General features: G+C 65.8%; 22 protein-coding genes and 1 tRNA gene. 18 read left to right on the forward strand and 5 right to left on the reverse strand.

Going from position 1 to position 23,318, the window contains the following annotated elements:
- Window positions 1-5: 5 nt before the first annotated feature.
- From mraY to ADAD_RS0107410, 18 genes are all read left to right on the forward strand, one after another.
- On the forward strand, window positions 6-1,076 hold the full coding sequence (gene mraY / locus ADAD_RS0107325) for a phospho-N-acetylmuramoyl-pentapeptide-transferase (protein ID WP_029139980.1): 1,071 nt from the start codon (window positions 6-8) through the stop codon (window positions 1,074-1,076).
- Complete coding sequence (gene murD / locus ADAD_RS0107330; RefSeq protein ID WP_010411834.1) at window positions 1,073-2,386, forward strand: UDP-N-acetylmuramoyl-L-alanine--D-glutamate ligase; 1,314 nt, start codon at window positions 1,073-1,075, stop codon at window positions 2,384-2,386. Before mraY ends, murD begins: the two co-directional genes overlap by 4 nt.
- Complete coding sequence (locus ADAD_RS0107335) at window positions 2,383-3,624, forward strand: FtsW/RodA/SpoVE family cell cycle protein (RefSeq protein ID WP_010411837.1); 1,242 nt, start codon at window positions 2,383-2,385, stop codon at window positions 3,622-3,624. Before murD ends, ADAD_RS0107335 begins: the two co-directional genes overlap by 4 nt.
- On the forward strand, window positions 3,621-4,829 hold the full coding sequence (gene murG / locus ADAD_RS0107340) for an undecaprenyldiphospho-muramoylpentapeptide beta-N-acetylglucosaminyltransferase (protein WP_010411842.1): 1,209 nt from the start codon (window positions 3,621-3,623) through the stop codon (window positions 4,827-4,829). Before ADAD_RS0107335 ends, murG begins: the two co-directional genes overlap by 4 nt.
- On the forward strand, window positions 4,826-6,271 hold the full coding sequence (gene murC, locus ADAD_RS0107345; RefSeq protein ID WP_010411845.1) for a UDP-N-acetylmuramate--L-alanine ligase: 1,446 nt from the start codon (window positions 4,826-4,828) through the stop codon (window positions 6,269-6,271). Before murG ends, murC begins: the two co-directional genes overlap by 4 nt.
- Window positions 6,268-7,179, forward strand: a complete 912-nt coding sequence (murB, locus tag ADAD_RS0107350; protein WP_010411848.1) for a UDP-N-acetylmuramate dehydrogenase — start codon at window positions 6,268-6,270, stop codon at window positions 7,177-7,179. Before murC ends, murB begins: the two co-directional genes overlap by 4 nt.
- The gene (locus tag ADAD_RS0107355) at window positions 7,176-7,670 is read left to right on the forward strand and encodes a DUF4262 domain-containing protein (protein WP_010411851.1); all 495 of its coding nucleotides are present in this window, start codon (window positions 7,176-7,178) and stop codon (window positions 7,668-7,670) included. The genes murB and ADAD_RS0107355 overlap by 4 nt, the downstream gene beginning before the upstream one ends.
- Entirely contained in the window at window positions 7,667-8,632 is a 966-nt protein-coding gene (locus ADAD_RS0107360; RefSeq protein WP_010411854.1) for a D-alanine--D-alanine ligase, read from the forward strand. Before ADAD_RS0107355 ends, ADAD_RS0107360 begins: the two co-directional genes overlap by 4 nt.
- Complete coding sequence (locus ADAD_RS0107365) at window positions 8,610-9,521, forward strand: cell division protein FtsQ/DivIB (RefSeq protein WP_010411858.1); 912 nt, start codon at window positions 8,610-8,612, stop codon at window positions 9,519-9,521. The genes ADAD_RS0107360 and ADAD_RS0107365 overlap by 23 nt, the downstream gene beginning before the upstream one ends.
- Window positions 9,521-10,771 carry a cell division protein FtsA gene (ftsA, locus tag ADAD_RS0107370; protein ID WP_010411861.1) on the forward strand — a complete coding sequence of 417 codons (1,251 nt, stop codon included), beginning with the start codon at window positions 9,521-9,523 and terminating at the stop codon, window positions 10,769-10,771. Before ADAD_RS0107365 ends, ftsA begins: the two co-directional genes overlap by 1 nt.
- Window positions 10,772-10,905: 134 nt before the next feature.
- Complete coding sequence (gene ftsZ / locus ADAD_RS0107375) at window positions 10,906-12,630, forward strand: cell division protein FtsZ (protein ID WP_010411864.1); 1,725 nt, start codon at window positions 10,906-10,908, stop codon at window positions 12,628-12,630.
- Window positions 12,631-12,770: 140 nt separating this feature from the next.
- Window positions 12,771-14,372 carry an SPOR domain-containing protein gene (locus tag ADAD_RS0107380; protein ID WP_237700794.1) on the forward strand — a complete coding sequence of 534 codons (1,602 nt, stop codon included), beginning with the start codon at window positions 12,771-12,773 and terminating at the stop codon, window positions 14,370-14,372.
- Window positions 14,373-14,530: 158 nt separating this feature from the next.
- Window positions 14,531-15,037 (forward strand): YbjN domain-containing protein, encoded by a 507-nt coding sequence (locus ADAD_RS0107385; RefSeq protein ID WP_010411869.1) that lies wholly within the window; start codon window positions 14,531-14,533, stop codon window positions 15,035-15,037.
- 145 nt (window positions 15,038-15,182) lie between these two features.
- Complete coding sequence (locus tag ADAD_RS0107390; RefSeq protein WP_029139982.1) at window positions 15,183-15,923, forward strand: Bax inhibitor-1/YccA family protein; 741 nt, start codon at window positions 15,183-15,185, stop codon at window positions 15,921-15,923.
- 166 nt (window positions 15,924-16,089) lie between these two features.
- The gene (locus tag ADAD_RS0107395; RefSeq protein WP_010411874.1) at window positions 16,090-17,064 is read left to right on the forward strand and encodes a hypothetical protein; all 975 of its coding nucleotides are present in this window, start codon (window positions 16,090-16,092) and stop codon (window positions 17,062-17,064) included.
- A 113-nt stretch (window positions 17,065-17,177) separates the two neighbouring features.
- Window positions 17,178-17,253, forward strand: a tRNA-Ala gene (locus tag ADAD_RS0107400).
- 130 nt (window positions 17,254-17,383) lie between these two features.
- Window positions 17,384-18,463, forward strand: coding sequence for a GTPase ObgE (gene obgE, locus ADAD_RS0107405; RefSeq protein WP_010411878.1), 1,080 nt, complete (start codon window positions 17,384-17,386; stop codon window positions 18,461-18,463).
- A 25-nt stretch (window positions 18,464-18,488) separates the two neighbouring features.
- Window positions 18,489-19,403 (forward strand): NAD-dependent epimerase/dehydratase family protein, encoded by a 915-nt coding sequence (locus tag ADAD_RS0107410; protein ID WP_010411885.1) that lies wholly within the window; start codon window positions 18,489-18,491, stop codon window positions 19,401-19,403.
- A 27-nt stretch (window positions 19,404-19,430) separates the two neighbouring features.
- Here the strand turns inward: ADAD_RS0107410 and ADAD_RS0107415 are convergent, their stop codons facing one another.
- From ADAD_RS0107415 to cobA, 5 genes are read right to left on the reverse strand one after another with little or no spacing between them, the layout of a single operon-like run.
- A complete protein-coding gene (locus ADAD_RS0107415) occupies window positions 19,431-20,180 on the reverse strand; it encodes a phosphoadenylyl-sulfate reductase (RefSeq protein WP_010411890.1) in 750 nt (249 codons plus the stop codon).
- A 1-nt stretch (window position 20,181) separates the two neighbouring features.
- Window positions 20,182-20,613, reverse strand: coding sequence for a DUF934 domain-containing protein (locus tag ADAD_RS0107420; protein ID WP_010411894.1), 432 nt, complete (start codon window positions 20,611-20,613; stop codon window positions 20,182-20,184).
- Window positions 20,606-22,234: a nitrite/sulfite reductase gene (locus ADAD_RS0107425; RefSeq protein WP_010411896.1), complete on the reverse strand. Its 1,629-nt coding sequence runs from the start codon at window positions 22,232-22,234 to the stop codon at window positions 20,606-20,608. The genes ADAD_RS0107420 and ADAD_RS0107425 overlap by 8 nt, the downstream gene beginning before the upstream one ends.
- Window positions 22,234-22,533: a DUF2849 domain-containing protein gene (locus ADAD_RS0107430; protein ID WP_010411899.1), complete on the reverse strand. Its 300-nt coding sequence runs from the start codon at window positions 22,531-22,533 to the stop codon at window positions 22,234-22,236. The genes ADAD_RS0107425 and ADAD_RS0107430 overlap by 1 nt, the downstream gene beginning before the upstream one ends.
- Window positions 22,530-23,288 carry a uroporphyrinogen-III C-methyltransferase gene (gene cobA / locus ADAD_RS0107435; protein WP_010411902.1) on the reverse strand — a complete coding sequence of 253 codons (759 nt, stop codon included), beginning with the start codon at window positions 23,286-23,288 and terminating at the stop codon, window positions 22,530-22,532. Before cobA ends, ADAD_RS0107430 begins: the two co-directional genes overlap by 4 nt.
- Window positions 23,289-23,318: the final 30 nt, after the last annotated feature.

Genomic DNA, 23,318 nt, shown 5'->3' on the forward strand with positions numbered 1-23,318 from the left:
GAACAATGTTTTATCTTCTAGCGGAAATGTTTGAATTCGAAGGGATTTTCAATCTCTTTCGCTATCAGACCTTTCGCGCGGGCGCCGCGATCCTGACCGCTCTTTTCATCGGCCTGCTGATCGGGCCGAGGCTGATTTCCTTGCTGCGCGTGCGGCAGGGCAAGGGGCAGCCGATCCGTGAGGACGGGCCGCAGACCCACCTCGCCAAGGTGGGCACGCCGACGATGGGCGGCCTGATGATCCTCATCGCGCTCGTCATCAGCCTGCTTTTGTGGATGGACCTCTCCAGCCCCTTCGTCTGGGCCTGTCTTGCCGTGACCATCGGGTTCGGCGCGATCGGCTTCATGGACGATTACGACAAGGTCACGAAGAACAGCCACAAGGGCGTCTCGGGCAAGGTCCGCCTGCTGATGGAATTCGTGGTCGCAGGGATCGCGGCCTATATCATCGTCAGCCAGATCAACACCTGGCTCTACGTGCCCTTCGTGTCCAACCAGGCAATCCCGCTGGGGCCGTTCTACTACGTCTTCGCGGCCATCGTGATCGTGGGTGCGGGCAACGCCGTGAACCTGACCGACGGGCTGGACGGCCTGGCGATCATGCCGGTCATCATTGCGGCGGGCACCTTTGCGCTGATCGCCTATCTGGCGGGCCGCGCCGACTTCTCGGAATATCTGGGCATTCCCTACGTGGAGGGCGCAGGCGAGCTGGCGATCTTCTGTGCCTGCATCATGGGGGCGGGCCTAGCCTTCCTGTGGTTCAACGCGCCGCCCGCCAATGTCTTCATGGGCGATACCGGCTCGCTGGCACTGGGCGGGGCGCTGGGTGCCATCGCCGTGGCCAGCCACCACGAAATCGTGCTCGCCATTGTGGGCGGTCTGTTCGTGTTCGAGGCGTTGTCCGTGATCATCCAGGTCTTCTGGTTCAAGCGCACGGGCAAGCGCATCTTCCGCATGGCGCCCGTCCACCACCATTTCGAACAGCTCGGCTGGAGCGAGACGAAGGTCGTGATCCGCTTCTGGATCATTGCCATCGTGCTCGCCATCATCGGGCTTTCCACGTTGAAGCTGCGGTGATCACGAGCCCCGCCTGGAAGGGCCGCAAATATGCGGTCCTCGGCCTCGCCAGGTCTGGGCGGGCGACGGTCGTTGCACTGCTGGCGGCGGGCGCACAGGTTACGGCCTGGGACGAAAAGAGCGAGGCACGCGCGCCTTTCGAGGGACGCTGCGACCTGCGCGATCCGCTTGAGATCGACCTGACGGGTTTCGACGGCGTGGTCGTCTCGCCCGGCGTCCCGCTGAACACGCATCCGATCAAGCCGCATGCGGACAGGTACGGCGTGCCGGTAATCGGCGACATAGAGCTGTTCGCGCAGGCGCGCGGCGATCTGCCGCCGCACAAGGTCGTCGGCATTACCGGCACCAACGGCAAGTCGACCACCACCGCGCTGGTGCATCATATCCTGAAAGAGGCGGGCGTGCCGACCACGATGGGCGGCAATATCGGCCTGCCAATCCTCGAGCAGGAGCCCTTGCCCGATGGCGGCGTGTATGTGCTTGAGCTGTCGAGCTACCAGATCGACCTGACGTTGAGCCTCGATTGCGATGTGGCGGTGTTGCTAAACATTACGCCCGATCATCTTGATCGGTACGACGGCAATTTCGACGCTTACGCCGCGAGCAAGTCGCGGCTGTTCGCGATGCAGACCCGCGGTCACAATTCCATTGCCCGGTTCACCGATGCGCGGTCACTGGGACCGTTCGCGGAAGGATCGATCGCGAGCATCCTTGAGGACGTCCTTGCCAACCGGGGCATCGCGCCCAGCGAACAGGCGAACTGGCCATCCTTGCAGGGGCCGCACAACCTCGAAAATGCTGCGGCGGCCATCGAGGCTTGCGACATTCTGGGGCTATCGACCGAGCAAATCCGCGAGGCCTTGCGCACCTTCCCCGGCCTCCCGCACCGGATGGAGCGGGTCGGGGAGCATCGCGGCGTGCTCTACGTCAACGACAGCAAGGCGACCAACACCGCCGCCGCCGCGCCCGCGCTCGCCGCGTTCGACAAGATCCACTGGATCGTCGGCGGGCGGGCCAAGGAGCCGGGGCTGGGCGAGTGCGAGCCGCACATGGACCGGGTCACCGCCGCCTACACGATAGGCGAAGCGGGCGATGCCTTTGCCGAGGCGCTGGCGCCGCATTGCGCGGTCAGCCGCTGTGGCACGCTGGAAAAGGCCGTGGAACTGGCTTCGCAGGTGGCGCGCTCGGGCGAGACGGTCCTCCTCAGCCCGGCCTGCGCCAGTTTCGACCAGTTCCGCGATTTCGAAGAGCGCGGCGACAGGTTCCGCACGCTTGTGCGCGCGCTTGCCGATACGGGGGGCATGCCATGAATATCGCACCGGCGACCGCCATCGCTACCGAACTGCCGGGCCGAGGCAGCCAGAAGATGACGCTCCGCGCGCGCCTGAAGATCTGGTGGCGCGAGCTGGACCACGTGCTGCTGGGCCTGATCGTGCTGCTGATGGCGGTGGGCTGCGCGGCGATTGCTGCGGCGTCGCCCGCGGGTGCCAATCGCCTGTCGAGCGATACCGTCACGCTCGATCCGCTCTTCTTCCTGTGGGCGCACCTGCGCTGGCTGGCGCTGGGCATCACCGTGATGCTCGGCCTGTCGATGCTCAACCGGGAGACCGCACGCCGCTTCGCCATCCTGCTTTCGCTGGCGATGGTCGGCGCGCTGCTGCTGGTGCCCTTCATCGGCAGCGAGGTGAACGGCGCGCGCCGCTGGCTCGATGTCGGCTTCACCTTCCAGCCGTCCGAATTCCTTAAACCCGGCTTCGCGGTGACGCTCGCGTGGATCATGAGCTGGCGGCTGAAGGACCCGCAGATGCCGGTCTTCGGCCTCGTCACCGGGGCGCTGGGTTTCGTCATCGTCCTGCTGATGGTGCAGCCCAATCTGGGTGCGGCGATCCTGTTCAGCGGCGTGTGGTTCGTGCTTGTGGTGCTGGGCGGGGTGTCGTTCCGCAATATCGCCGGGCTGATCGTGGGGGGCTTCCTCGGCCTCAGCCTGGCCTATGCCTTTTACGACAATGCCCGCCACCGGATCGATTCCTGGCTTTCTGGCGGGACCGATTTCGACCAGGTCGACCTTGCCCAGCGCACGCTGCTGGCAGGCGGCTGGGACGGTGTGGGCTTCTGGGTCGGCACGCAGAAGATGCGCCTGCCCGAAGCGCAGACGGACTACATCTTCTCCGTCGTGGGCGAGGAATTCGGCCTGCTCGCCTGTGGCGGGATCGTGCTGCTGTTCCTCGCCATCGTGTGGCGCGTGCTCAGCCGGGTGTCGAGCGAGGAGAATTTCTTCGCGCTGCTCGCCGCCGCCGGGCTGACGGCCCAGATCGGCGGGCAGGCCTTCATCAATATTCTCGTCAACCTGTCGCTTTTCCCGTCGAAAGGCATGACGCTGCCGCTGGTCAGCTATGGCGGCTCGTCCACGATCGCGGTATGCCTGTCCCTCGGCCTGCTGCTTGCGCTGACGCGCCGGAACCCGTTCCTTACGCGGGAGACCGCAGGCCTTCGCAAAACCCTGTTCGAGAAGGACAGGGGGCTCTTCGGCAAAGAGAGGGACAGATGAGCGGCGCCAATAGACATTACGTGCTGGCCGCAGGCGGCACCGGCGGGCACATGCTGCCCGCCTTCGCGCTGGCAAACGAGCTGGAGCGGCGCGGGCATCATGTCGCGCTGATTACCGACGAGCGGGGTGCGAACATCCCCGGCAAGCCCGATTTCCTTCCTGCGCACATCATGCCGGTCGGGCGCTTCGGGAAGAACCCGATCCGCTGGCTGGGCGGCGCGGCCAAGGTGATGGAGGGGCGCAAGATGGCGCTCCGCCTGTTCGAGAATTTCGAACCCAGCGCGGTCGTGGGCTTCGGCGGCTATCCCACGCTGCCCGCGCTGCTTGCCGCGCGCAGCGCCAAGGTGCCCAGCGTTATTCACGAACAGAACGCGGTGCTGGGGCGGGTGAACCGCCTGCTCGCCCCGCGCGTGAATGCCATCGGGACGGCCTATCCGCAGGTCGCGCGGATGAAGGCCAAGTGGCTCGACAAGACTTACCTCGTCGGCAATCCGGTGCGCGCCGAAGTGCTTGCGCTGCGGGACGAGCCCTTCCCGACTTTCAGCGAGGACAGCCTGCTCAAGGTGCTCGTCACCGGCGGCAGTCAGGGCGCGAGCATTCTGGCGCAGGTCGTGCCAGACGGGCTTGCCATGCTGCCGCCCGCGCTGCGCCAGCGGCTGCAGGTGACGCAGCAGTGCCGCCCCGAGGATGTCGGCGCGGTACGCGAACGCTATCGCAATCACGACATTCCCGCCGAACTGGCGACCTATTTCGAAAACATGGCGGAGCGACTGGCCGACACGCACCTGTTCATCGGGCGCGCAGGTGCCTCCACGATTGCCGAACTGACCGCCGTAGGTCGTCCTGCGATCCTGGTCCCGCTGCCCATTGCCACCGATGACCACCAGGCCGCCAACACGCGTGAGGTCGTGGAGGCCGGCGGCGCGCGGATGATCCGCCAGAGCTCTTTCACGCCCAAGGAACTGGCGCGTCAGATCCAGGTGCTCAGCCAGCGGTCCGGCACGCTCGGCAATGCGGCGCACAAGGCTTGGAATTGCGGGCGCCCGGATGCGGTGAAGGACCTTGCCGATCTGGTCGAAAGCTTCGGCGGGGCCGAGATGATGGATGTGATCCGCGTGGGCAAGAACAACGCACGCGGTGCCTCGCAGGGTGTTGCCGTCGGTCAGGGCGCGGCACGCGACGCGGCGGAGGAGCGGGTCTCTTGAAGGGCGTCGCAACCGATATCGGGATCATCCACTTCGTCGGCATCGGCGGCATCGGCATGTCCGGCATCGCAGAGGTGATGCACAACCTCGGCTATAGCGTGCAGGGCTCCGACATTGCCGAAAGCCCCACGGTGGAGCGGCTGAAGAAGCGCGGCATCGAAATTCATATCGGCCATGCGCGCGAGAACGTGGATGGCGTGGCGGTCGTCGTGACGTCCAGCGCGGTCAAGCGGACCAACCCGGAAGTGGAATTCGCTCTCGAAAACCGCATCCCCGTGGTGCGCCGCGCGGAAATGCTTGCCGAGCTGATGCGGCTGAAAAGCACCATCGCCATCGCGGGCACGCATGGCAAGACGACCACCACCAGCATGATCGCCGGGCTGCTCGATTGCGGGGAGATCGACCCCACGGTCATCAATGGCGGGATCATCGAACAGTTCGGATCGAACGCGCGCCTGGGCGACAGCGACTGGATGGTGGTCGAAGCGGACGAGAGCGACGGCAGCTTCCTGCGGCTCGACGGGACCATTGCGGTGGTCACCAATATCGATCCCGAACATCTCGAACATTACGGCGATTTCGACGGCGTGAAGCGCGCCTTCGTGGAGTTCATCCACAACGTGCCGTTCTATGGCGCGGCGATTTTGTGCGTCGACCATCCCGAAGTGCAGGCGGTGATCGGGCAGGTGCGCGACCGGCGCGTGATTACCTATGGTTTCTCTCTCCAGTCCGATATCTGCGCGGTCAACGTGACGCCCGAGGCGGGCGGCAACCGCTTCGACGTGATGGTCCGCCAGCGCGGTCAGGAAGACCGCCGGATCGAGAACGTGTTTCTGCCCATGCCCGGCAGGCACAATGTGCAGAACGCGCTTGCTGCGATTGCCGTCAGCCTCGAGATGAACTGCTCGGACGAGACGATCCGCGAAGGTTTTGCCCGTTTCGGCGGCGTGCGTCGGCGCTTCACGAAGGTCGGTACCGTGGCGCTCGACGGTGGCCATGCGACCGTGATCGACGATTACGCGCACCACCCGGTGGAAATCCGCGCGGTGCTGGCCGCCGCGCGCGAAAGCGCCGATGCCGATGCGAAGGCGGGCCGCGTGATCGCGGTGATGCAGCCGCACCGCTATTCGCGCCTGGGCGAGCTGATGGCCGACTTCCAGGGCTGCTTCAACGAGGCGGATCAGGTCTATGTCGCACCGGTCTACGCCGCGGGCGAAGACCCGGTCGAAGGCGTGGACGCCGAAGCGCTGGTAGCGGGCATCAAGTCGCTCGGCCACCGTCACGCGCAGACGATCGAGGACCGCGATCAGCTGGTGCGCACGCTCGCTCCCGAACTCGCGCCCGGCGATCTGGTGCTGTGCCTGGGCGCGGGCGACATCACCAAGTGGGCGGCCAGGCTGCCCGACGAATTGCAGGCGGCGCGCGAGCAGGTGAACGCATGAGCGAGGCGCTGGCTCTCCCCCCGGAAAAGCTGCCGGATGTGCGCGGCAAGCTCACGCAGGATGCGCCGCTGGCCAAGCTCGTCTGGTTCAAGGCGGGCGGTGCGGCGGACTGGCTGTTCGAGCCTGCCGATGTGGACGATCTGCGCGCCTTCATGCGCGATCTCGACCCGTCCGTTCCGATCATGCCGCTGGGCCTCGGCTCCAACCTGATCGTGCGCGATGGCGGGGTGCCGGGCGTGACCATTCGCCTCGGCAAATCCTTCGCCAGGATCGAGGCAGAAGACGACCACACCTTGCGCTGTGGTGCTGGTGCGCACGGCGTGCTGATCGCCTCTACCGCGCGCGACAACGGCATTGCCGGCCTCGAATTCCTGCGCGGTATCCCCGGCACGCTGGGCGGATTCGTGCGCATGAATGGCGGCGCCTACGGGCGCGAGACGGCGGATGTGCTGGTCGAATGCGACGTGGTGCTGCGCGATGGTTCGCTCAAGACGCTGCCGGTCGCGGACCTTGGCTATACCTATCGCCACTCTGAATTGCCCCAGGGTGCGGTGGTGGTCGGGGCGCGACTGAAAGGCGAGCCGGGCGACCCCGCCGAAATCGGTGCGGAGATGGAGCGGATCGCGCAGGCGCGCGAGGATTCTCAGCCCGTGCGCACCAAGACCGGCGGCTCCACCTTCAAGAATCCTCCGGGCGAGAAGGCATGGCAGCTGGTCGACGCGGCAGGCTGTCGCGGAATGATGCGTGGGCACGCGCAGGTGAGCGAGAAGCACACCAACTTCCTCATCAACACCGGCACCGCGACCAGCGCGGATATCGAGCAGCTGGGCGAAGATGTCCGCGCGAAGGTGAAGGCAGGTTCGGGCATCGAACTGGAATGGGAAATTCAGCGGGTGGGGCGGCCGTGAACCAGCAAGTCCTCAATCCGGGTGAACAGAAGTGCATTGATGATATTGCCGAACACGGCTGCCATATCCTCAAGGTCTTCGACGCCGACGGGGATCAGCCGAAGTTTGCTTATTCAGTCGGTTTTCCCGTTGGTGTGGGGCAGCCTGAAGTACTGGTGTACGGGCTCAAGTTGGACCTGATGCAATCGATGATAAACGAACTGTATCGCCAGTGCGCGGCAGGCCTCCAGATGTCAGATGGCCTGAAAGTTGAGAATCTCATCGACGGGTACGATTGCGTTCTCAAATTCTGCAATGACCGCGCGGCGATCGAAGAACACCTTGGCTGGGCTCTTTGGTATCATCGTTCGCAGCGCGGAAAAGATGTCCAACAGTTTTATCAGATCGTCTGGCCGGGCGCCGTGAATGGCCTGTACCCTTGGGACGAGGGCGTCTCCCAAGAAGTGATCGATGCGCAACCCGCGCTTTATGAAGGTTGGACAGTCCATTGATCCTCTCCAAGAAACTCCACGTCGCGGTCCTGATGGGCGGTTGGGCGAATGAGCGGCCCGTCTCGCTGATGAGCGGGGAGGGCGTTGCCAAGGCGCTCGAGGCCCGTGGCCACAAGGTCACGCGGATCGATATGGACCGGCAGGTTGCTGCGCGGATTGCCGAGGCGAAGCCGGACATCGTGTTCAACGCGCTCCACGGCGTGCCGGGCGAGGATGGCACCGTGCAGGGCATGCTCGATCTGATGGGCGTGCCCTATACGCATAGCGGGCTCGCGACCTCGGTGATCGCCATCGACAAGGAATTGACCAAGCAGGCGCTGGTACCCCGCGGTATTCCGATGCCGGGCGGGCGGATCGTCAAGTCCGAAGACCTTTACGCGAGCGACCCGCTGCCGCGCCCCTATGTGCTCAAACCCGTCAACGAAGGATCGTCCGTGGGCGTCGCCATCGTCACCGACGAGAGCAACTACGGCAACCCTATTGGGCGCCATGCCAAGGGCCCGTGGCAGGAATTCCCTGAGCTTCTGGCCGAACCCTATATCCGGGGGCGCGAGCTGACCACGGCGGTGGTTGGCGGGAAGGCGCTGGGCGTTACCGAACTGATCGTGGAGAGCGGGTTCTACGATTTCGAAAACAAGTATACCGACGGTCGCACGCGCCATGTCTGCCCCGCCGAAATTCCGCAGGAAATCGCCGATGCGTGCAAGAAGTTCGCGCTGGAAGCGCATCGCATCCTGGGTTGCAAGGGCACCAGCCGCACCGATTTCCGCTGGGATGACGAACAGGGCATCGACGGGCTGTTCGTGCTGGAAACCAACACCCAGCCCGGCATGACCCCGCTCAGCCTGGTGCCCGAACAGGCGAAGCATGTGGGCATGAGTTACGAGGATCTGGTCGAGACGATCATTGCAGATGCGCTCGGCATCGAGGGAGGAGACGATGGCGCGCAAGGTCAAGCGTAAGGCGCAAGGGGTCCGTCGCGCGGCCAATTCGCGCAGCCGTGCCTCGAAGGCGCGCGCCGCGCAGCGGCAGAGCAAGGGCGTGGTGAACACCGCGCTTTCCGCACTGCCGATCAGTCAGAAGCAGTTGCAGGGCGGCTTCCTGGCCCTGATCCTCGCGGGGGCGGCCGCGCTGGCCTGGTGGGTGGCAAGCGCGGCGGGCGTACCCGCGCTGCTACATCAGCAGCTGGCTGCAACGGCGGGCTCCGCCGGTTTCCAGATGCGCACCATCGACCTGACCGGGGTCGAACGGATGAACCGGCTCAAGATCTACGAGGAAGTCATGGAGTATCGCGGCACGCCGATGCCGCTGCTCGACCTCGCAGCCATTCGCGCGGACCTGAACCGGATGCCCTGGGTGGCGGAAGCGCGCGTGTCCCGCCAGCTGCCGGACAAGCTGGTGATCGATATCGAGGAACGCACGCCCCATGCCGTGCTGGTCAAGCCGGATCGGCTGGTCCTGATCGATCGCAACGGCATCGAACTCGATCCGATTGCGGAGGACGATGCTCAGGGCATGTTGCGCATTTCAGGCGCGGGGGCGGCGGATTCGATCGACTCGCTCGACCGCGTACTCGCCGCCGCGCCTGCACTGCAGCCGCAGATCAAGAGCGCACACCGGATTGGCGAGCGGCGGTGGAACATCGTGTTCAAGACCGGCCAGATCCTCGCGCTGCCGCAGGGCGAGGAGGAGGCGTCCGAAGCCTTCATCGACTTTGCGCGGATGGACGGGCTCTATCGCCTGCTCGGCGGCAAGGCGACGGTGATCGATCTGCGCGTGCCCGACCGTTACGTGCTGCGCGAACCGGGCAGGGCGAACCGTTTCGTGGGCAATCAGGAAAGTGCGGAATAATGGGGGCGGCACGCATCTCGCGCGTTTTCGGCGCGGTCAATCTGGGGTCCTTCCGGGTTTCGGCCATGATCATGGGCCTCACCGAAGGGGGCGAGCTGATCGTGCTCGGTTCCTCCCACCGCGCCAGTGCGGGGCTGCGTCGCGGCTACGTCACCGATAGCCAGGCCGCCACACATGCGATCCGCGAGGCGATCGAGCGGGCGGAGAAGGATGCGGGCACCGGCATCGAGAGCGTGTGGGTCGGATGCGCGGGGGCAGGGCTTGCCAGCCGCATCTCGCGCGTCGAAATCCCGATCAACGGCCGGCGGATCGAAGAGGAAGACGTCGACCACCTGCTGGTGACCGCGCGCGATACGCTCGATTCCGACGGCCGCATGGTGCTCCATGCGCAGCCCGCGCATTATTCGGTCGACGGGCCGCATGGCGTCGCCAACCCGGTGGGCCTCTATGCCGAGCAGCTGGGCGTGGACGTACACGTCCTGCTCGCCGACGGCGCGCCGATCCGGAACATCATCACCGCCGTGCAGAGCGCGCACCTGACCGTGGAAGGCGTGGTCGCCGCGCCGATCGCCTCGGCCCAGGCAGCGCTGACGCCCGAGGAACGCGAACTGGGCACGGCTCTGATCGAGATTGGCGGCGATGTGACCAACGTGGCGGTGCTGCGCAACGGCATGGTCCAGGCGATGCGCGCGATCCCGCTGGGGTCGGGCGACATCACCGATGCCATCGCCAGCACCTTCGGCATTCGTCGCCAGCACGCCCAGCGGCTCAAGTGCGTCTCCGGCTCGGCGCTGGCCAGCCCGTCGGACCACCGCGAGCAGGTGCCCGTCGATCCGGACGGCGATCCGCGCGCCGGATCGATCAACCGGGCCGATCTGGTGGCGGTCGTGACCGAACAGCTGGGCCGCCTCACCAACGAGGTCGGTCGTTCGCTCAAGGCGATGGATTTCTCCGGCGCAAAGGGTGGCCCAGCGGTCCTGACCGGCGGCGGCGCGGAACTGGCGGGCAGCGCGGAGTTCGTGCAGAACGCGCTTGGTCGACCGGTGCGGATCGGCAAGCCGCAACCATTGCGCGGGCTGCCTCCGGCTCATGCCACGCCCGGTTTCTCGACGCTGGTGGGCCTGTGCCTCTACGCCGCGAAAGACCCGGTCGACATTCGTACCGTAAAGGCCAAGTATCAGTCGCAGACCCGGCTGAGCGGCCTGGGCCTCATCAACCGGGTATGGCGCGCAGGGCGAGAGTATTTCTGAGCCCATGCAACGCCCGGCGCTGCGGCGAGTTATGTGGAAAAGGGCGCGCTCTTCGATTAAACAAGGGTGCCTTTTCTGCCACACTGATTGCTTGAGAAATCGGTGCTGAACCGATTTCACGGAGTGAAGAGTTTATGAGTATCAATATCGGCCCCGATCCTTCCGACGAACTGCGCCCCCGTATTACGGTAATCGGGGTCGGCGGTGCCGGCGGGAATGCCATCGCCAACATGATGGAAGCCAATATCGAGGGCGTCGATTTCATCGTCGCCAACACCGATGCGCAGTCGCTCAGCACATCGCCTGCGGAAAATCGCATCCAGCTCGGCCCGGAAAGCACCGGCGGACTGGGCGCGGGCGCGCGGCCCGAACTGGGCAAGGCTGCGGCCGAGGAAACGGTCGAGGCGATCGAGGAAGCGCTCGAAGGCGTGAACATGTGTTTCATCGCCGCCGGGATGGGCGGGGGCACCGGCACCGGCGCCGCGCCCGTGATCGCGGAAGCGGCGCGGCGCAAGGGCGTGCTGACCGTGGGTGTCGTGACCAAGCCGTTCCTGTTCGAAGGCACGCGCCGCATGCGTGCGGCCGAAGCCGGGATCGAGGAACTGCACCAGCACGTCGATACGCTGATCGTCATTCCGAACCAGAACCTCTTCCTGATCGCCAACCGCGACACGACCTTCAAGGAAGCCTTCCGCCTGGCGGATGAGGTGCTGCAGCAGGGCGTGCGTTCGATCACGGACCTCATGACCATGCCGGGCCTCATCAACCTGGACTTTGCCGACGTGAAGTCCGTGATGGAGGAAATGGGCAAGGCTATGATGGGCACCGGCGAGGCCGAGGGCGAAAGCCGCGCCCGCGAGGCCGCCGAACAGGCGATCGCCAACCCGCTGCTCGAAGGCGTGTCGATGGCGGGGGCCAAGGGCGTCATCATCTCGATCATCGGTGGCGAGGACATGAAGCTGGTCGAGGTGGACGAAGCCGCGACCCATATCCGCGAACTGGTGGACGAGAACGCGAACATCATCTGGGGCTCTGCCTTCAACCCGAACCTCGAAGGTAAAATCCGTGTTTCGGTCGTCGCCACCGGGATCGACGAGAATGCGGACGCGCCGGGGGCGATACCGCGCGCGAAGCCTGCCTCTGCGCCCGAGCCTCGGGAAGAGTCGAAGCGCCAGCCGATCGGCTTCTCCCGCCCCGACGAGGAGCAGGGCGAGCAGGCCGAGACTTCCGGCTCCATGCGCGACATGCCCACCGTTCCGCGATCCTTCGACGACGAGGCTGCGGAGGACGCGGGCCAGAACATGGCGTATGGCGAGGACGAGGAAGACGGCGAAGATGTCGACGACATCGTCGATCCGCTGGCAGGCCTTCGTAATCCCGAAGAGGACGACGGGGCCGAATCCGCCCCGCCACGCGCGCCCGAGGGCCGCTCCGAGGGTCCGTTCTCGCGGCCCAAGGCGGACAGGGGCGAGACCGAAGGTGCGCCGCAGAGCGAATGGGACGGGTCCGACGATGACGACACGCTGGACCTGGGCTCCGTGCCCCAGGCGCAGGGTGATGATGCGGAGGACGAACTGCTTCTCGGCGATGAAGCGCCCTCTTCCGCCCCTGAGCCCGCACCGCAGGAACCAGAGGAGCAGTCGGCGCCGCAATCGGGTCGTCGTCGCGGTCTCGTTTCCGGTGCGGAGGGCGGTGGCAAGAAGCCTGCCCCGCCTCTTCCGCAGGGCGGTGGCACGCTGTTCGAAAGGATGGCGAAACTGTCCCGCAGTGGTGCGCCCGATGACGAGGACGATGATGACGACGATGATGGTTCCTCGTTGAATATCCCGCGTTTCCTGGGGCGACAGAACAACCAGTAAGCGGGACGAACGCCTGAACGAGCCATCACAGGGGCTGTTCAGGCGCCAACCGCCACACTAAAACCGGCATGATGATGGGTCGGTCAAAGTTTCGCAGTCTGGCGCTTCCGGCGCTGCTCGCCGGGTCGATGGGCGTGGGGATGCCGGCGCTCGGGCAATCGGGCGAGACGGTATCGCGCGCGGTCGTCCAGCCGCTGCCGCCGGCGGCGGCGGACGATCTCAATGGGGCCCTGTTGCGCCTTGCGCGGGACCGGCGCGATGTCGATGCGCTCATCACCGCAGGGCTCGCTTCGCTGGAGCTGGACGATGCCGCGGCGGCGATCGGCTTTTTCGGCCGCGCGAAGGAATTGTCGCCCGAGAACCCGCGCATCGCCGAAGGCATGGCGGCTGCCTACGTTCGGGGCGGTCGCCCGGTCGAGGCGCTCAAACTGTTCGAGGAAGCGGAAAAGGCGGGTATCGCGAGCGGCTCGATGTGGGCCGATCGCGGGCTTGCCCATGATCTCGTCGGGCAGAACGAGGCGGCGCAGTCCGCCTATCGCCGGGCGCTTTCGCTGAAGGACGATAGCGCGGTGCGCCAGCGCATGGCGCTGAGCTATGCGATTGCGGGGGAGCGCGGTGCGTTCGAGGATACGCTGAAGCCGCTGCTCGATGCGCGCGATTTTGCTGCCTACCGCACGCGTGCCTTCGGGCTCGCGATTCTCGACGATGCGGACGAAGCGATCGAGATCGCGCGCGCGGTCATGCCGCGCGATCTGGCGGGGCGGATGGAGCCCTACCTGCGCTTCATGCCGCGTCTCACCCGCTCGCAGCAGGCGGCTGCTGCGAACCTCGGGATATATCCTTCCGCCTCGCGTATTGGCCGTGACGATCCGCGCATCGCCGATGCCGCGGGGGTGATCGGACCGCGCCCCACTTCGGATGGCACGCTCGAACCACGAGGCGAGCCGCTGGGAAGCGCCACCGCGGGGGATGCTGCGGTGCCGGTTTCGGCGCAGACGCCCCAGCAGGTGGCGGTGCAGACGCCAGCGCCAGCCAGGCAGGCGTCCGGCAGCCGTCCCGCTGCGACCGGGCCCGCCACCGCACAGGTGCCGGCCACCCGGCAGGCGGCAGCGCAAGCCCCGGCGGCAATCGCCGCGGCCACGGAGCCTTCAACCGCTTCGACGTCTGAAAACAGCGCGCCAGCGCGGGTGGCTGTGACCACCGTCGATCCGGGTCAGCCCGAATCGCGCCGGTCGAACGCGGCAAGCTTCGACCTTGCGCAGGCGCCACAGGCAGGATCGAGCGCGGACCCGGCTGCGGTCTCCACCACCGCGCAGGCGGCGAGCGCGGGCAGCGCCACCGGCCAGATGGATCTGGCCGATGCCTTCGCCGATTTCTCCCAGCCGACGGTGGTGAAGGTGGCTGGCGAGGATGTGGTCGACATCAGCGCCATCGAGCCGGTCCGCGAAGTCGAAGCCGCGCCCGAGCCGCCACCCGCGCCGCGCCGGATATGGCTGCAGCTGGGTATCGGCCAGAATCGCAGCCTGCTGCGCAGCGACTGGCGCCTGAAATATCGCAAGTTCGACGTGTTGAAGGGCAAGGGCCCCTATGTGACGCCATGGGGCCAGACCAACCGCCTGCTGGCCGGCCCGTTCGACAGTCAGTCGGCCGCGCGCGAGGCGCTGAACGCGCTGGCCAGCGAAGAGATCGATTCCTTCGTCTGGACCAGTGCCGAAGGGCAGGAAATCGAGGATCTGCGCTGACTCGGCAGGCCACCTGATCGACCGGAAAACCGCTTTCCCACAAGGCGTGAACAAGCCCGTTGGCTTATACCCCGAAGCGTTACCGGGCCCGTTTGCGCGCCGCCCCGGCGATGCGTCACAAGGCATCGACTTGGTAAACGAGCGTTTAGGGATCGCAGATGGCAACCGCTTTGAAAGACAAACTCGGCAACGATTATGGTGCCCCGATGGACGTGCTGGCCGCGCTGTTCGATGCGCGGGGCTGGGCGCTGGACACGCATGCCGATGAGGAACTGGGCGGCGAAATCCAGGGCGCCTGGGTCAAGTACCAGGTTCGCGCTGTGCTGCGGCCCGAAGATGGCGTGCTGCAGCTGATCTGCCTGCCCGATATTCGCGTGGGCAAGGACCGGCTGCCGTGTGCATACGAATTGCTGGGCCTGGTAAACGAGCAGGTATGGCTCGGCCATTTCGATATCTGGAGCCATGGGCGCGTGCTCGTCTATCGGCATGGTGCGCTGCTGCCGGACGACGGCATGCTCAGCGTGGGGCAGGCGCAGGCCCTGATCGAGAGCGCGGTGGACGAATGCGACCGGTTCTATCCCGCGTTCCAGTTTGCCCTGTGGGGCAACAAGAGCCCGGCGGATGCGCTGGAGGCCGCGATGATCGACGCTGCGGGCGAGGCCTGAGCGAAAAACCGCAGAAATGCGTGGGTGAACCTGAACGCCTGTTAAGCCTAAAATCGACCCGCAGCCCTTGAATTTTCGGCGATTTGACGCGATATTCTCCGATGAACCGGCGCATATCGCAGCCGGCAAACGGAGTGGCTTGAAAATGGCTAAATGGGACGACCGCACACGGCAGGGTTTCGGCTCTGTGCCGCGCGCCGGGGGCGATGTCGCCTCGCGCACGACCTACGACGCGGGTCTGCGCAAGTACATGCTCTCGATCTACAACTACATGACCTCGGGCGTGCTGCTGACGGGTATCGTCGCGCTGCTGACCGCACAGTCGGGCCTCGCGGCGAGTTTCGCCGGTTCCCCGCTGATGTGGATCGTGGCGCTCGCGCCGTTGGGCATTGTTTTTGCGATGAGCTTTGGCGCGGAAAAGTTTAGCCGGGGTACGCTTCAGCTCATGTTCTGGGGCTTCGCGTTCCTGATGGGGCTGTCGCTGTCGACGATCTTCCTCGTCTATACCGGCGGTTCGATCGCGGCGACGTTCTTCGCCACCGCCGGCGCCTTCGCAGGCCTCAGCCTGTTCGGCTACACCACCAAGAAGGACCTGTCCGGCTGGGGCAGCTTCCTGATCATGGGCGTGATCGGCATCCTGATCGCGATGGTCATCAACATCTTCCTGCAGTCCGCTGCGCTGGAACTGGCGGTGAGCATCCTCGGCGTGCTGATCTTCGCAGGCCTGACTGCGTATGACACGCAGCGTCTGAAGAGCGATTACCAGCGCCTGCGTGGCACCAGCTGGGAAGGCAAGTCGATCATTCTGGGGGCGCTGAGCCTCTACCTCGACTTCATCAACATGTTCCTGTTCCTGCTGCGCTTTATGGGTGTCGCGCGCGAATAGCGCGAAATCCGGCAGGGCGAACCTGAAATGCGATGCCCGGGACGGAACAACCCGTCTCGGGCATTTTCTATTCAGAATTCATGCGTTATGGTGAGTAGGAGCGAATGAGGGCCGCCGTGCTTAACCGTAGGCGCGTGATCCGGTCCGGGATGGGAGCTTTTCGAATATGTCCGCCGACTTGAAGTCGCCGCTGCGCATCGCCTTTGTCACTGGCGCGCTGAGCCTGCTTGCCGCCTGTGCGACGCCCGTGCCGCCGCCCCCGCCGCCTCCGCCGCCTCCGCCGCCGCCGCCGATCCCCGCGCGGCCCATGCCGCCGATGGGCGCCAGTACCCTGATGGTCGTCCCGCAGGTCGCAGCCGATGGCGTGCGCCAGACGATCAATGCCTACATCACGGACGCGCAGACGACCTGGAACGTGCGCTCCGCGCTGAACGTGGCGGCGCTCAACTGCCTGTCGCCCGAACACGCGAACATCCTGCCCAACTACAAGCTCTTCCTCGAGAATTTCGATGGCCGGCTGGACGAAGCGCAGGATAAGGTCGAGGCCGAATTCCGCGAGAAATACGGCGACCGTCGCACCGGCCGGGCCGAGCTCGATAACTACATGACCAAGGTCTACAACTACTTCACCCTGCCGCCCGCCAAGGAAGCGTTCTGCGATGCGGCGCTGGAGATGAGCAACGAATCGGTCTTGGTTGCTCCGGCCGATCTGGGAAGTTTTTCCGCCCGCGCGCTGACCCGTTTCGAGGGCGTGTTCGAAGATTTCTTCCGCGCGTTCGAACGCTACGAAACCAATGTTGCGACATGGGACAGGCTCTATGGCACGCCCGCGGGGCTGTACCCCGCGACGCGCCCGGCCACCCAGGTCGCGGAGAATGACACCGTGGAGACCGGCAACGGCGTGCGGATGCTCGATGCGCCGATTGCCCAGCCGGGCGAGGGTAGCTCGGGCGCGGTCAATCTCGGCAGCCGGGGCGGGCCGCAGGACGCGGGAACCCAGACTGCGGAAGCCCCCGCGGTCGAGACGGCGCCTGGCGCGGCCGAGCCTGCCATCGCAGAAGAGCCGGTGATCGTGCTGCCCGAAGCGGTTGCGACGACTTCTCTGGATAAGGAACAGGGGCCGCTCGCCTCCAATCCGTAGGGCTTGCGTCGGCACTATAGCCGAAAGGGTCTTGCGGTTTGCAGCGGGTTCGGTATTAGCCCGCGCTCCTGTGCAGGGACGCACCGCGTTGTCCTGCAAAATAACGCCTGAACGGGGCCGTAGCTCAGTTGGGAGAGCGCGTCGTTCGCAATGACGAGGTCAGCGGTTCGATCCCGCTCGGCTCCACCAGGTGTTCCGGTTCAGGTTCTTCAGCGCCATGGGTTTCGATATCCGACGCGGCCTCCCCGGGGGGCGTGGTTCGGATCGCCTTGAGGCCTATGCCTAGCAATCCCCTCCGTTTCAGCTTACCTGCCGGCCAATGCATTTTCTCGATCAAGCCAAGATATTCCTGAAGTCCGGCGCGGGCGGCCCTGGGGCCGTCAGCTTCCGGCGTGAGAAGTACATCGAATACGGCGGACCCGACGGCGGCAATGGCGGGCGCGGGGGAGACATCGTGTTCGAAGCCGTCGCCGGGCTCAACACGCTGATCGACTTCCGCTACGCCCAGCATTTCAAGGCATCGCGCGGCGGCCATGGCATGGGCCGCGACCGGACCGGCAAGGGCGCCCCCGACATGGTGGTGAAGGTGCCCGTGGGTACGCAGGTCCTCTCGGAAGACAAGGAAGAGATCCTCGCCGATTTCACCAAGGTCGGCCAGCGGATAACGCTGCTGGAAGGCGGCATGGGCGGTCGTGGCAACGCCAGCTACAAGACCAGCACCAACCGCGCACCGCGCCAGCACCAGCCCGGTGAGCCGGGCGAGGAAATGTGGGTCTGGCTGCGGCTGAAGCTGCTCGCGGACGTGGGGCTGGTCGGCCTGCCCAATGCGGGCAAGTCCACCTTCATCAACCAGGTGACCAATGCGCGCGCCAAGGTGGGCGATTATGCGTTCACCACGCTGGTGCCCAAGCTGGGCGTCGTGCGCCACAAGGGCCGCGACTTCGTGCTGGCCGACATTCCCGGCCTGATCGAAGGCGCGGCGGACGGCGCGGGGATTGGCGACCGCTTCCTTGGCCATATCGAACGGTGCCGCGTGCTGATCCACCTGATCGACATCGCGGGCGACGATCCGACCGAGGCGATGCGCACGGTCGAGGCCGAACTGGAGGCCTATGGCGAAGGCCTGGAAGAGAAGCCGCGCATCGTGGCGCTCAACAAGCTGGACCTGGCCGATGCCGAACTGGCCGAAGCCTTCGGAGACGAGCTGAAGGCAGCGGGTGCGGACGCGGTCTATCCCGTGTCGGCGGCGACCGGGGCAGGGGTCGAGGCGCTGCTCGACGCGGTGCTCGGCTATCTGCCTGAAGTCACCGCGCTCGAAAACGATAGCAGCGGCGGGGTGTCCGAAGACGCCGATGACGAGGGGGAAGACGAAGGGGACGCGACTTGGTCGCCGATCTGACATCGTTCACGGCAGGCTTCCCGGCATGACGCTCGCGTTGACGGGCGGTACCGGATTCGTCGGCCAGGCTCTGCTCGATCTGCTGGAAGGCTCGGGCGAGCGGGTGCGCGTGCTCGCGCGCACAGTGCCGGAGAACCGGCGGGGCCTGCGCTGGGTCGATGGCAGCCTGAACGAACCCTTCAAGCTGGCGCACCTGGTGGCCGATGCCGAATGCGTGATCCACATTGCCGGGCTGACCCGCGCGACCAATCTCGACCATTTCGAGATCGTCAACGTCACCGGCACGCTGAACGTGGTCGAGGCGGCCAAGCGCGCGGGCGCCAAGCGGCTGATCTTCGTATCATCGCTGGCGGCGCGCGAACCCGATCTTTCGGCCTATGGCCTCTCAAAGCGGCGCGCCGAAACCATCGTTGCAGCCAGCGGACTGGACTGGACGATCGTGCGCCCGCCGGGCGTGTACGGCCCGCGCGACACCGATTATCTGGAGATGTTCCGCGCGGCGACCAAGGGCGTGCTGCCCGTGCCTGCGGGTGGGCGCAGCTCGATGATCCATGTCCGCGATCTGGCCCGCCTGCTGCTCGCCCTGCGCGAGGGCGGGGAGGGGATCAGCCACGAGATTTTCGAGCCTGACGATGGCCGCGCCCATGGCTGGTCGCACCCCGATCTGGCACGCAGCATCGGTACGGCGGTGGGCAGGAAGGTGTACGTGGTCCCGCTGCCCGATTTCGCACTGAAGGCGGCGGCCTATGCGGACGAGAAGATTCGCGGGCGCAATGCCCGGCTGACCCGCGATCGGGCGAGCTACCTCGCGCACAAGGACTGGGTCGTCGCGCCCGAGCGCGCGGTGCCGGGTGCAATCTGGAAGCCCGAAATCCTCACCCGCGAAGGGTTGCACGAAACAGCGAAGTGGTACCGCGAAGCGGGCATGCTTCAGAAATAGGCGCGCGCGGCGGTCTGGTGCCGGACCTTACAGGAACGGCTCCTCACCCGGCTTGTGGATGCCGCATTCGACCTTGTCCCAGCCCTTCCACCGGCCCGAACGCGGGTCTTCGCCCGGCGCGACCTTGTGGGTGCACGGCTCGCATCCGATCGAGGGGAAGCCGCGTTCGACCAGCGGATGGCGCGGCAGCTCGTGCTGCTCGAAATAGGCCTGGATACGCTCTGCATCCCAGTCGATCAGCGGATTGATCTTGAGCCGGCCCGCTGCGTCCGAACTGTCGATTTCGAAGCGTGGCAGATTGGCGCGGGTAGCGCTCTGGAAGGCCTTGCGGCCCGTCAGCGTGGCGTCGAAACCGGCCAGTGCGCGGGCCAGCGGGCGCACCTTGCGCAGCTCGCAGCAGCCATCGGGGTCGTAGGACCAGCGCAGGCCGGTCTCGTCGCGCGCGGCGATCTCTTCCGGGTCGGGATGCAGGTTGACCAGGTTGGTGAGGCCCAGCCGCTCTATCAGCAGATCGCGGTAGGCGAGCGTTTCGGGAAAGTGCTTGCCCGTTTCGAGAAACAGCACCGGAAAGCCCGGATCGACCTGCGCGACCAGGTGCAGCAGCACTGCGCTTTCTGCCCCGAAGCTGGAGACGAGCGCGATGCGCCCGGCCTTGCCGTCTTCCAGCAAGGCCTGCAGCATTTCCTCGGTCTCCATCGCGCGGTACTGGCGATTGAGATCGATCGCGCCGCTTTCGGTGAAGCGGGGGCTCGGGTCGAGCCGGTCTATGGCGCGCATGTCATTGATGGCGCAGGCTCCAGATCGGGGTGCTGGCGTCGGCGGCGGACTGGTACACCTGCGGGAAGCGGTTCAGTGCCGCCTCGACGTCTTTCGGGTCGAGCGGTGCATCGGGATCGAACGCATCGAAGCCGCAGCGGCGCATGTAGGCGATCTGGTCGACGAGGACGTCACCGACCGCCCGCAGCTCGCCCGCAAAGCCTGCTTCGCGCAGGATGCGCGCGGCCGAATAGCCGCGCCCGTCGGTGAAGGCGGGGAAGGCGATGTCGATCCGGCGCAGCCTGTCGAGATGCGGCAGAAGCTCGCGCGTATCCTCGCCCGGCTCGATCCGCACGGCGACCGCATTGGTCTGCCCGGCGAACGCTTCCAGCGTCACTGCAGGTTCCATGCAGGCTTCGTCTTCGCGCAGGCGCAGGGGGGCTTGCTCAGTCATAAAGCGCCTCCTTGAAGGGGGCCATGCCGATCCGGCGATAGGTGTCGAGGAAGCGCTCTCCCTCGGTACGTTCGCGCAGGTAGACGTCGGCCGCGGTCTCCACCGCATCGACGATGCCATGCTCGTCGAAGCCGGGGCCGGTGATCTTGGCGAGGCTGGTGTCCTCCGCCTCCGATCCGCCCAGCAGAAGCTGGTAGTTCTCGGTGCCTTTCCGGTCCACGCCGAGGATGCCGATGTGCCCTGCATGGTGGTGCCCGCAGGCATTGATGCAGCCGGAAATCTTGAGCTTCAGCTCGCCCAGCGCGGCTTCCTTCCCCTTGGCCGCGAAACGCTCCGAAATGCGCTGCGCGATGGGGATCGAGCGGGCATTGGCGAGGCTGCAATAGTCGAGGCCGGGGCAGGCGATGATGTCGCCCATCAGGTCCGCATTGGGCGTACCCATGCCCGCCTCGTTCAGCGCCTGCCACAGCGCGTAGAGATCCGCCTTGCTGACATGCGGCAGGACGACGTTCTGCGTGTGCATGATGCGCAGCTCGTCGAACGAGTACTTCTCCGCCAGATCGGCCAGCACGCGCATCTGCGCATCGGTCGCATCGCCGGGAATTCCGCCGACGGGCTTCAGGCTGACGATGGCGGAGACATGGCCCGGCATCTTGTGCGCGTGGGTGTTGTGATCGAGCCAGACCGCGAAATCGGGGTCGGAGCGGTCAGGCTCCGCGTCTGCCGCGTCGAAGGCGGGATCGGGGAAGAAGCCCTTGATCCGCTCCAGCTCGGCCAGCGGCGGTTCGACGCCCTGATCCAGCAGGTGGGCGAACTCTTCCTCCACCTGGCGCGTATATTCCTCCGCGCCCAGCTCGTGGACGAGGATCTTGATCCGCGCCTTGTACTTGTTGTCGCGCCGACCGTAGCGGTTGTACACGCGAAGACAGGCTTCCGAATAGGTCACCAGCTGGTCGAGCGGCACGAAGTCGCGGATCAGCGGGGCGATCATCGGGGTGCGGCCCATGCCGCCGCCGACATAGAACTGCGCACCCAGTTCGCCGTCTCTCTCGACGATACGGATGCCGATATCGTGCAGGCGCATTGCTGCACGGTCGTTCTCGCTCGCTATTACGCAAATCTTGAACTTGCGCGGCAGGTACGAAAATTCGGGGTGGAAGCTGGACCACTGGCGCAGCAGCTCCGCATAGGGGCGCGGGTCCGCCACCTCGTCCGCCGCGGCGCCCGCGAAATGGTCCGAACTGATGTTGCGGATGCAGTTGCCGCTGGTCTGGATCGCATGCATCTCGACCTTCGCGAGATCGGCGAGGATGTCGCCCGCGTCCTCCAGCTTGATCCAGTTGTACTGGATGTTCTGCCGCGTGGTGAAGTGGCCGTAGCCGCGATCGTACTTCTCGGCGATGTCGGCCAGCACGCGCATCTGGCCGCCGTTCAGCGTGCCGTAGGGGATGGCGACGCGCAGCATGTAGGCGTGCAGCTGCAGGTAGAGCCCGTTCATCAGCCGCAGCGGCTTGAACTGGTCCTCGGTCAGCTTGCCTGCCAGTCGCCGCTCGCACTGGTCGCGAAATTCGGCGACGCGCGCATCGACCATCGCCTGGTCGTATTGGTCGTAGGCGTACATCAGATTACCTTCTGTGCGGCGGTTGGATCGTCGGGCTTGAGCGTCAGGTCCACGCGGACCGTGGGGCCCAGCGCGCGCACGCGTTCCTTGATATGGGCGGGGCGTGGGGCACCGTCGGGGCCGGCTTCGGCCTCTATCACGTAGGGCACATTGACGCGGCGCGCGGCTTCTTCGCGGGTGGCGATGGCTTCCGCTTCGTCGCCTGCGTCGGCTGCGTCCTCGATGTGGATCGACCAGTCATCGCCGGTCCACCAGGTAACCGCGCCGGTCTTCAGATCGTTGCCGGTAATAAGCTTCATTGCGCTGCCTCCATGGCGGTCGCGGCGACATGCGCATCGATGCGCGCGGTGACCTCCCCAATCACGATCAGTGCCGGGGAAACGACGCCTTCGTGTTCCACAAGGTCCGGCAGGCCCGCGAGGAGCCCGCGAAGCACGCGCATTTCAGGGCGTGCGCCGTTCTCGATCACGGCCACGGGCATGTCGGGCGAAAGGCCGTCCGCCATCAGCTTGTCGGCGATCTGCCCGGCGGTCTTCACGCCCATGTAGATCACCAGGGTGCGGCCCTTGCCCGCAAGGCCTGCCCAGTCCTGATCCGACAGGCCCTTGCACTGGCCCGCGACGAAACTGACGATGCTGGCCGCGTCGCGGTGGGTGAGTGCGATCTGCGCCGCCGCCGCTGCGCCATTGGCGGCGCTTATGCCGGGCACGATTTCGACAGGCACACCCGCAGCACGAGCAGCTTCGGCTTCCTCGCCCCCGCGCCCAAAGATCAGCGGATCGCCCCCTTTCAGACGGATCACATCACGCCCGGCAAGCGCCTCGCGCACCAGCAGCGCGCAGATATCTTCCTGCGGCAGCGTGTGCTTGGAACGGCGCTTGGCGACGGAGATCAGCGTTGCGTCCGCGCTTGCCAGATCGAGGATGGCGGGATCGACCAGACCGTCGTGGACGATCAGTTGCGCCCCCTCGATCAGCCGCGCGGCGCGCAGCGTCAGCAGGTCTGGATCGCCGGGGCCTGCGCCCACGAGGTAGATGGTGCCGGTATTTGCCATGGGCGATTACATGGCGCGGGTGCGTGACGG

The organism is Citromicrobium sp. JLT1363, assembly GCF_000186705.1.
GTDB lineage: Bacteria > Pseudomonadota > Alphaproteobacteria > Sphingomonadales > Sphingomonadaceae > Alteriqipengyuania.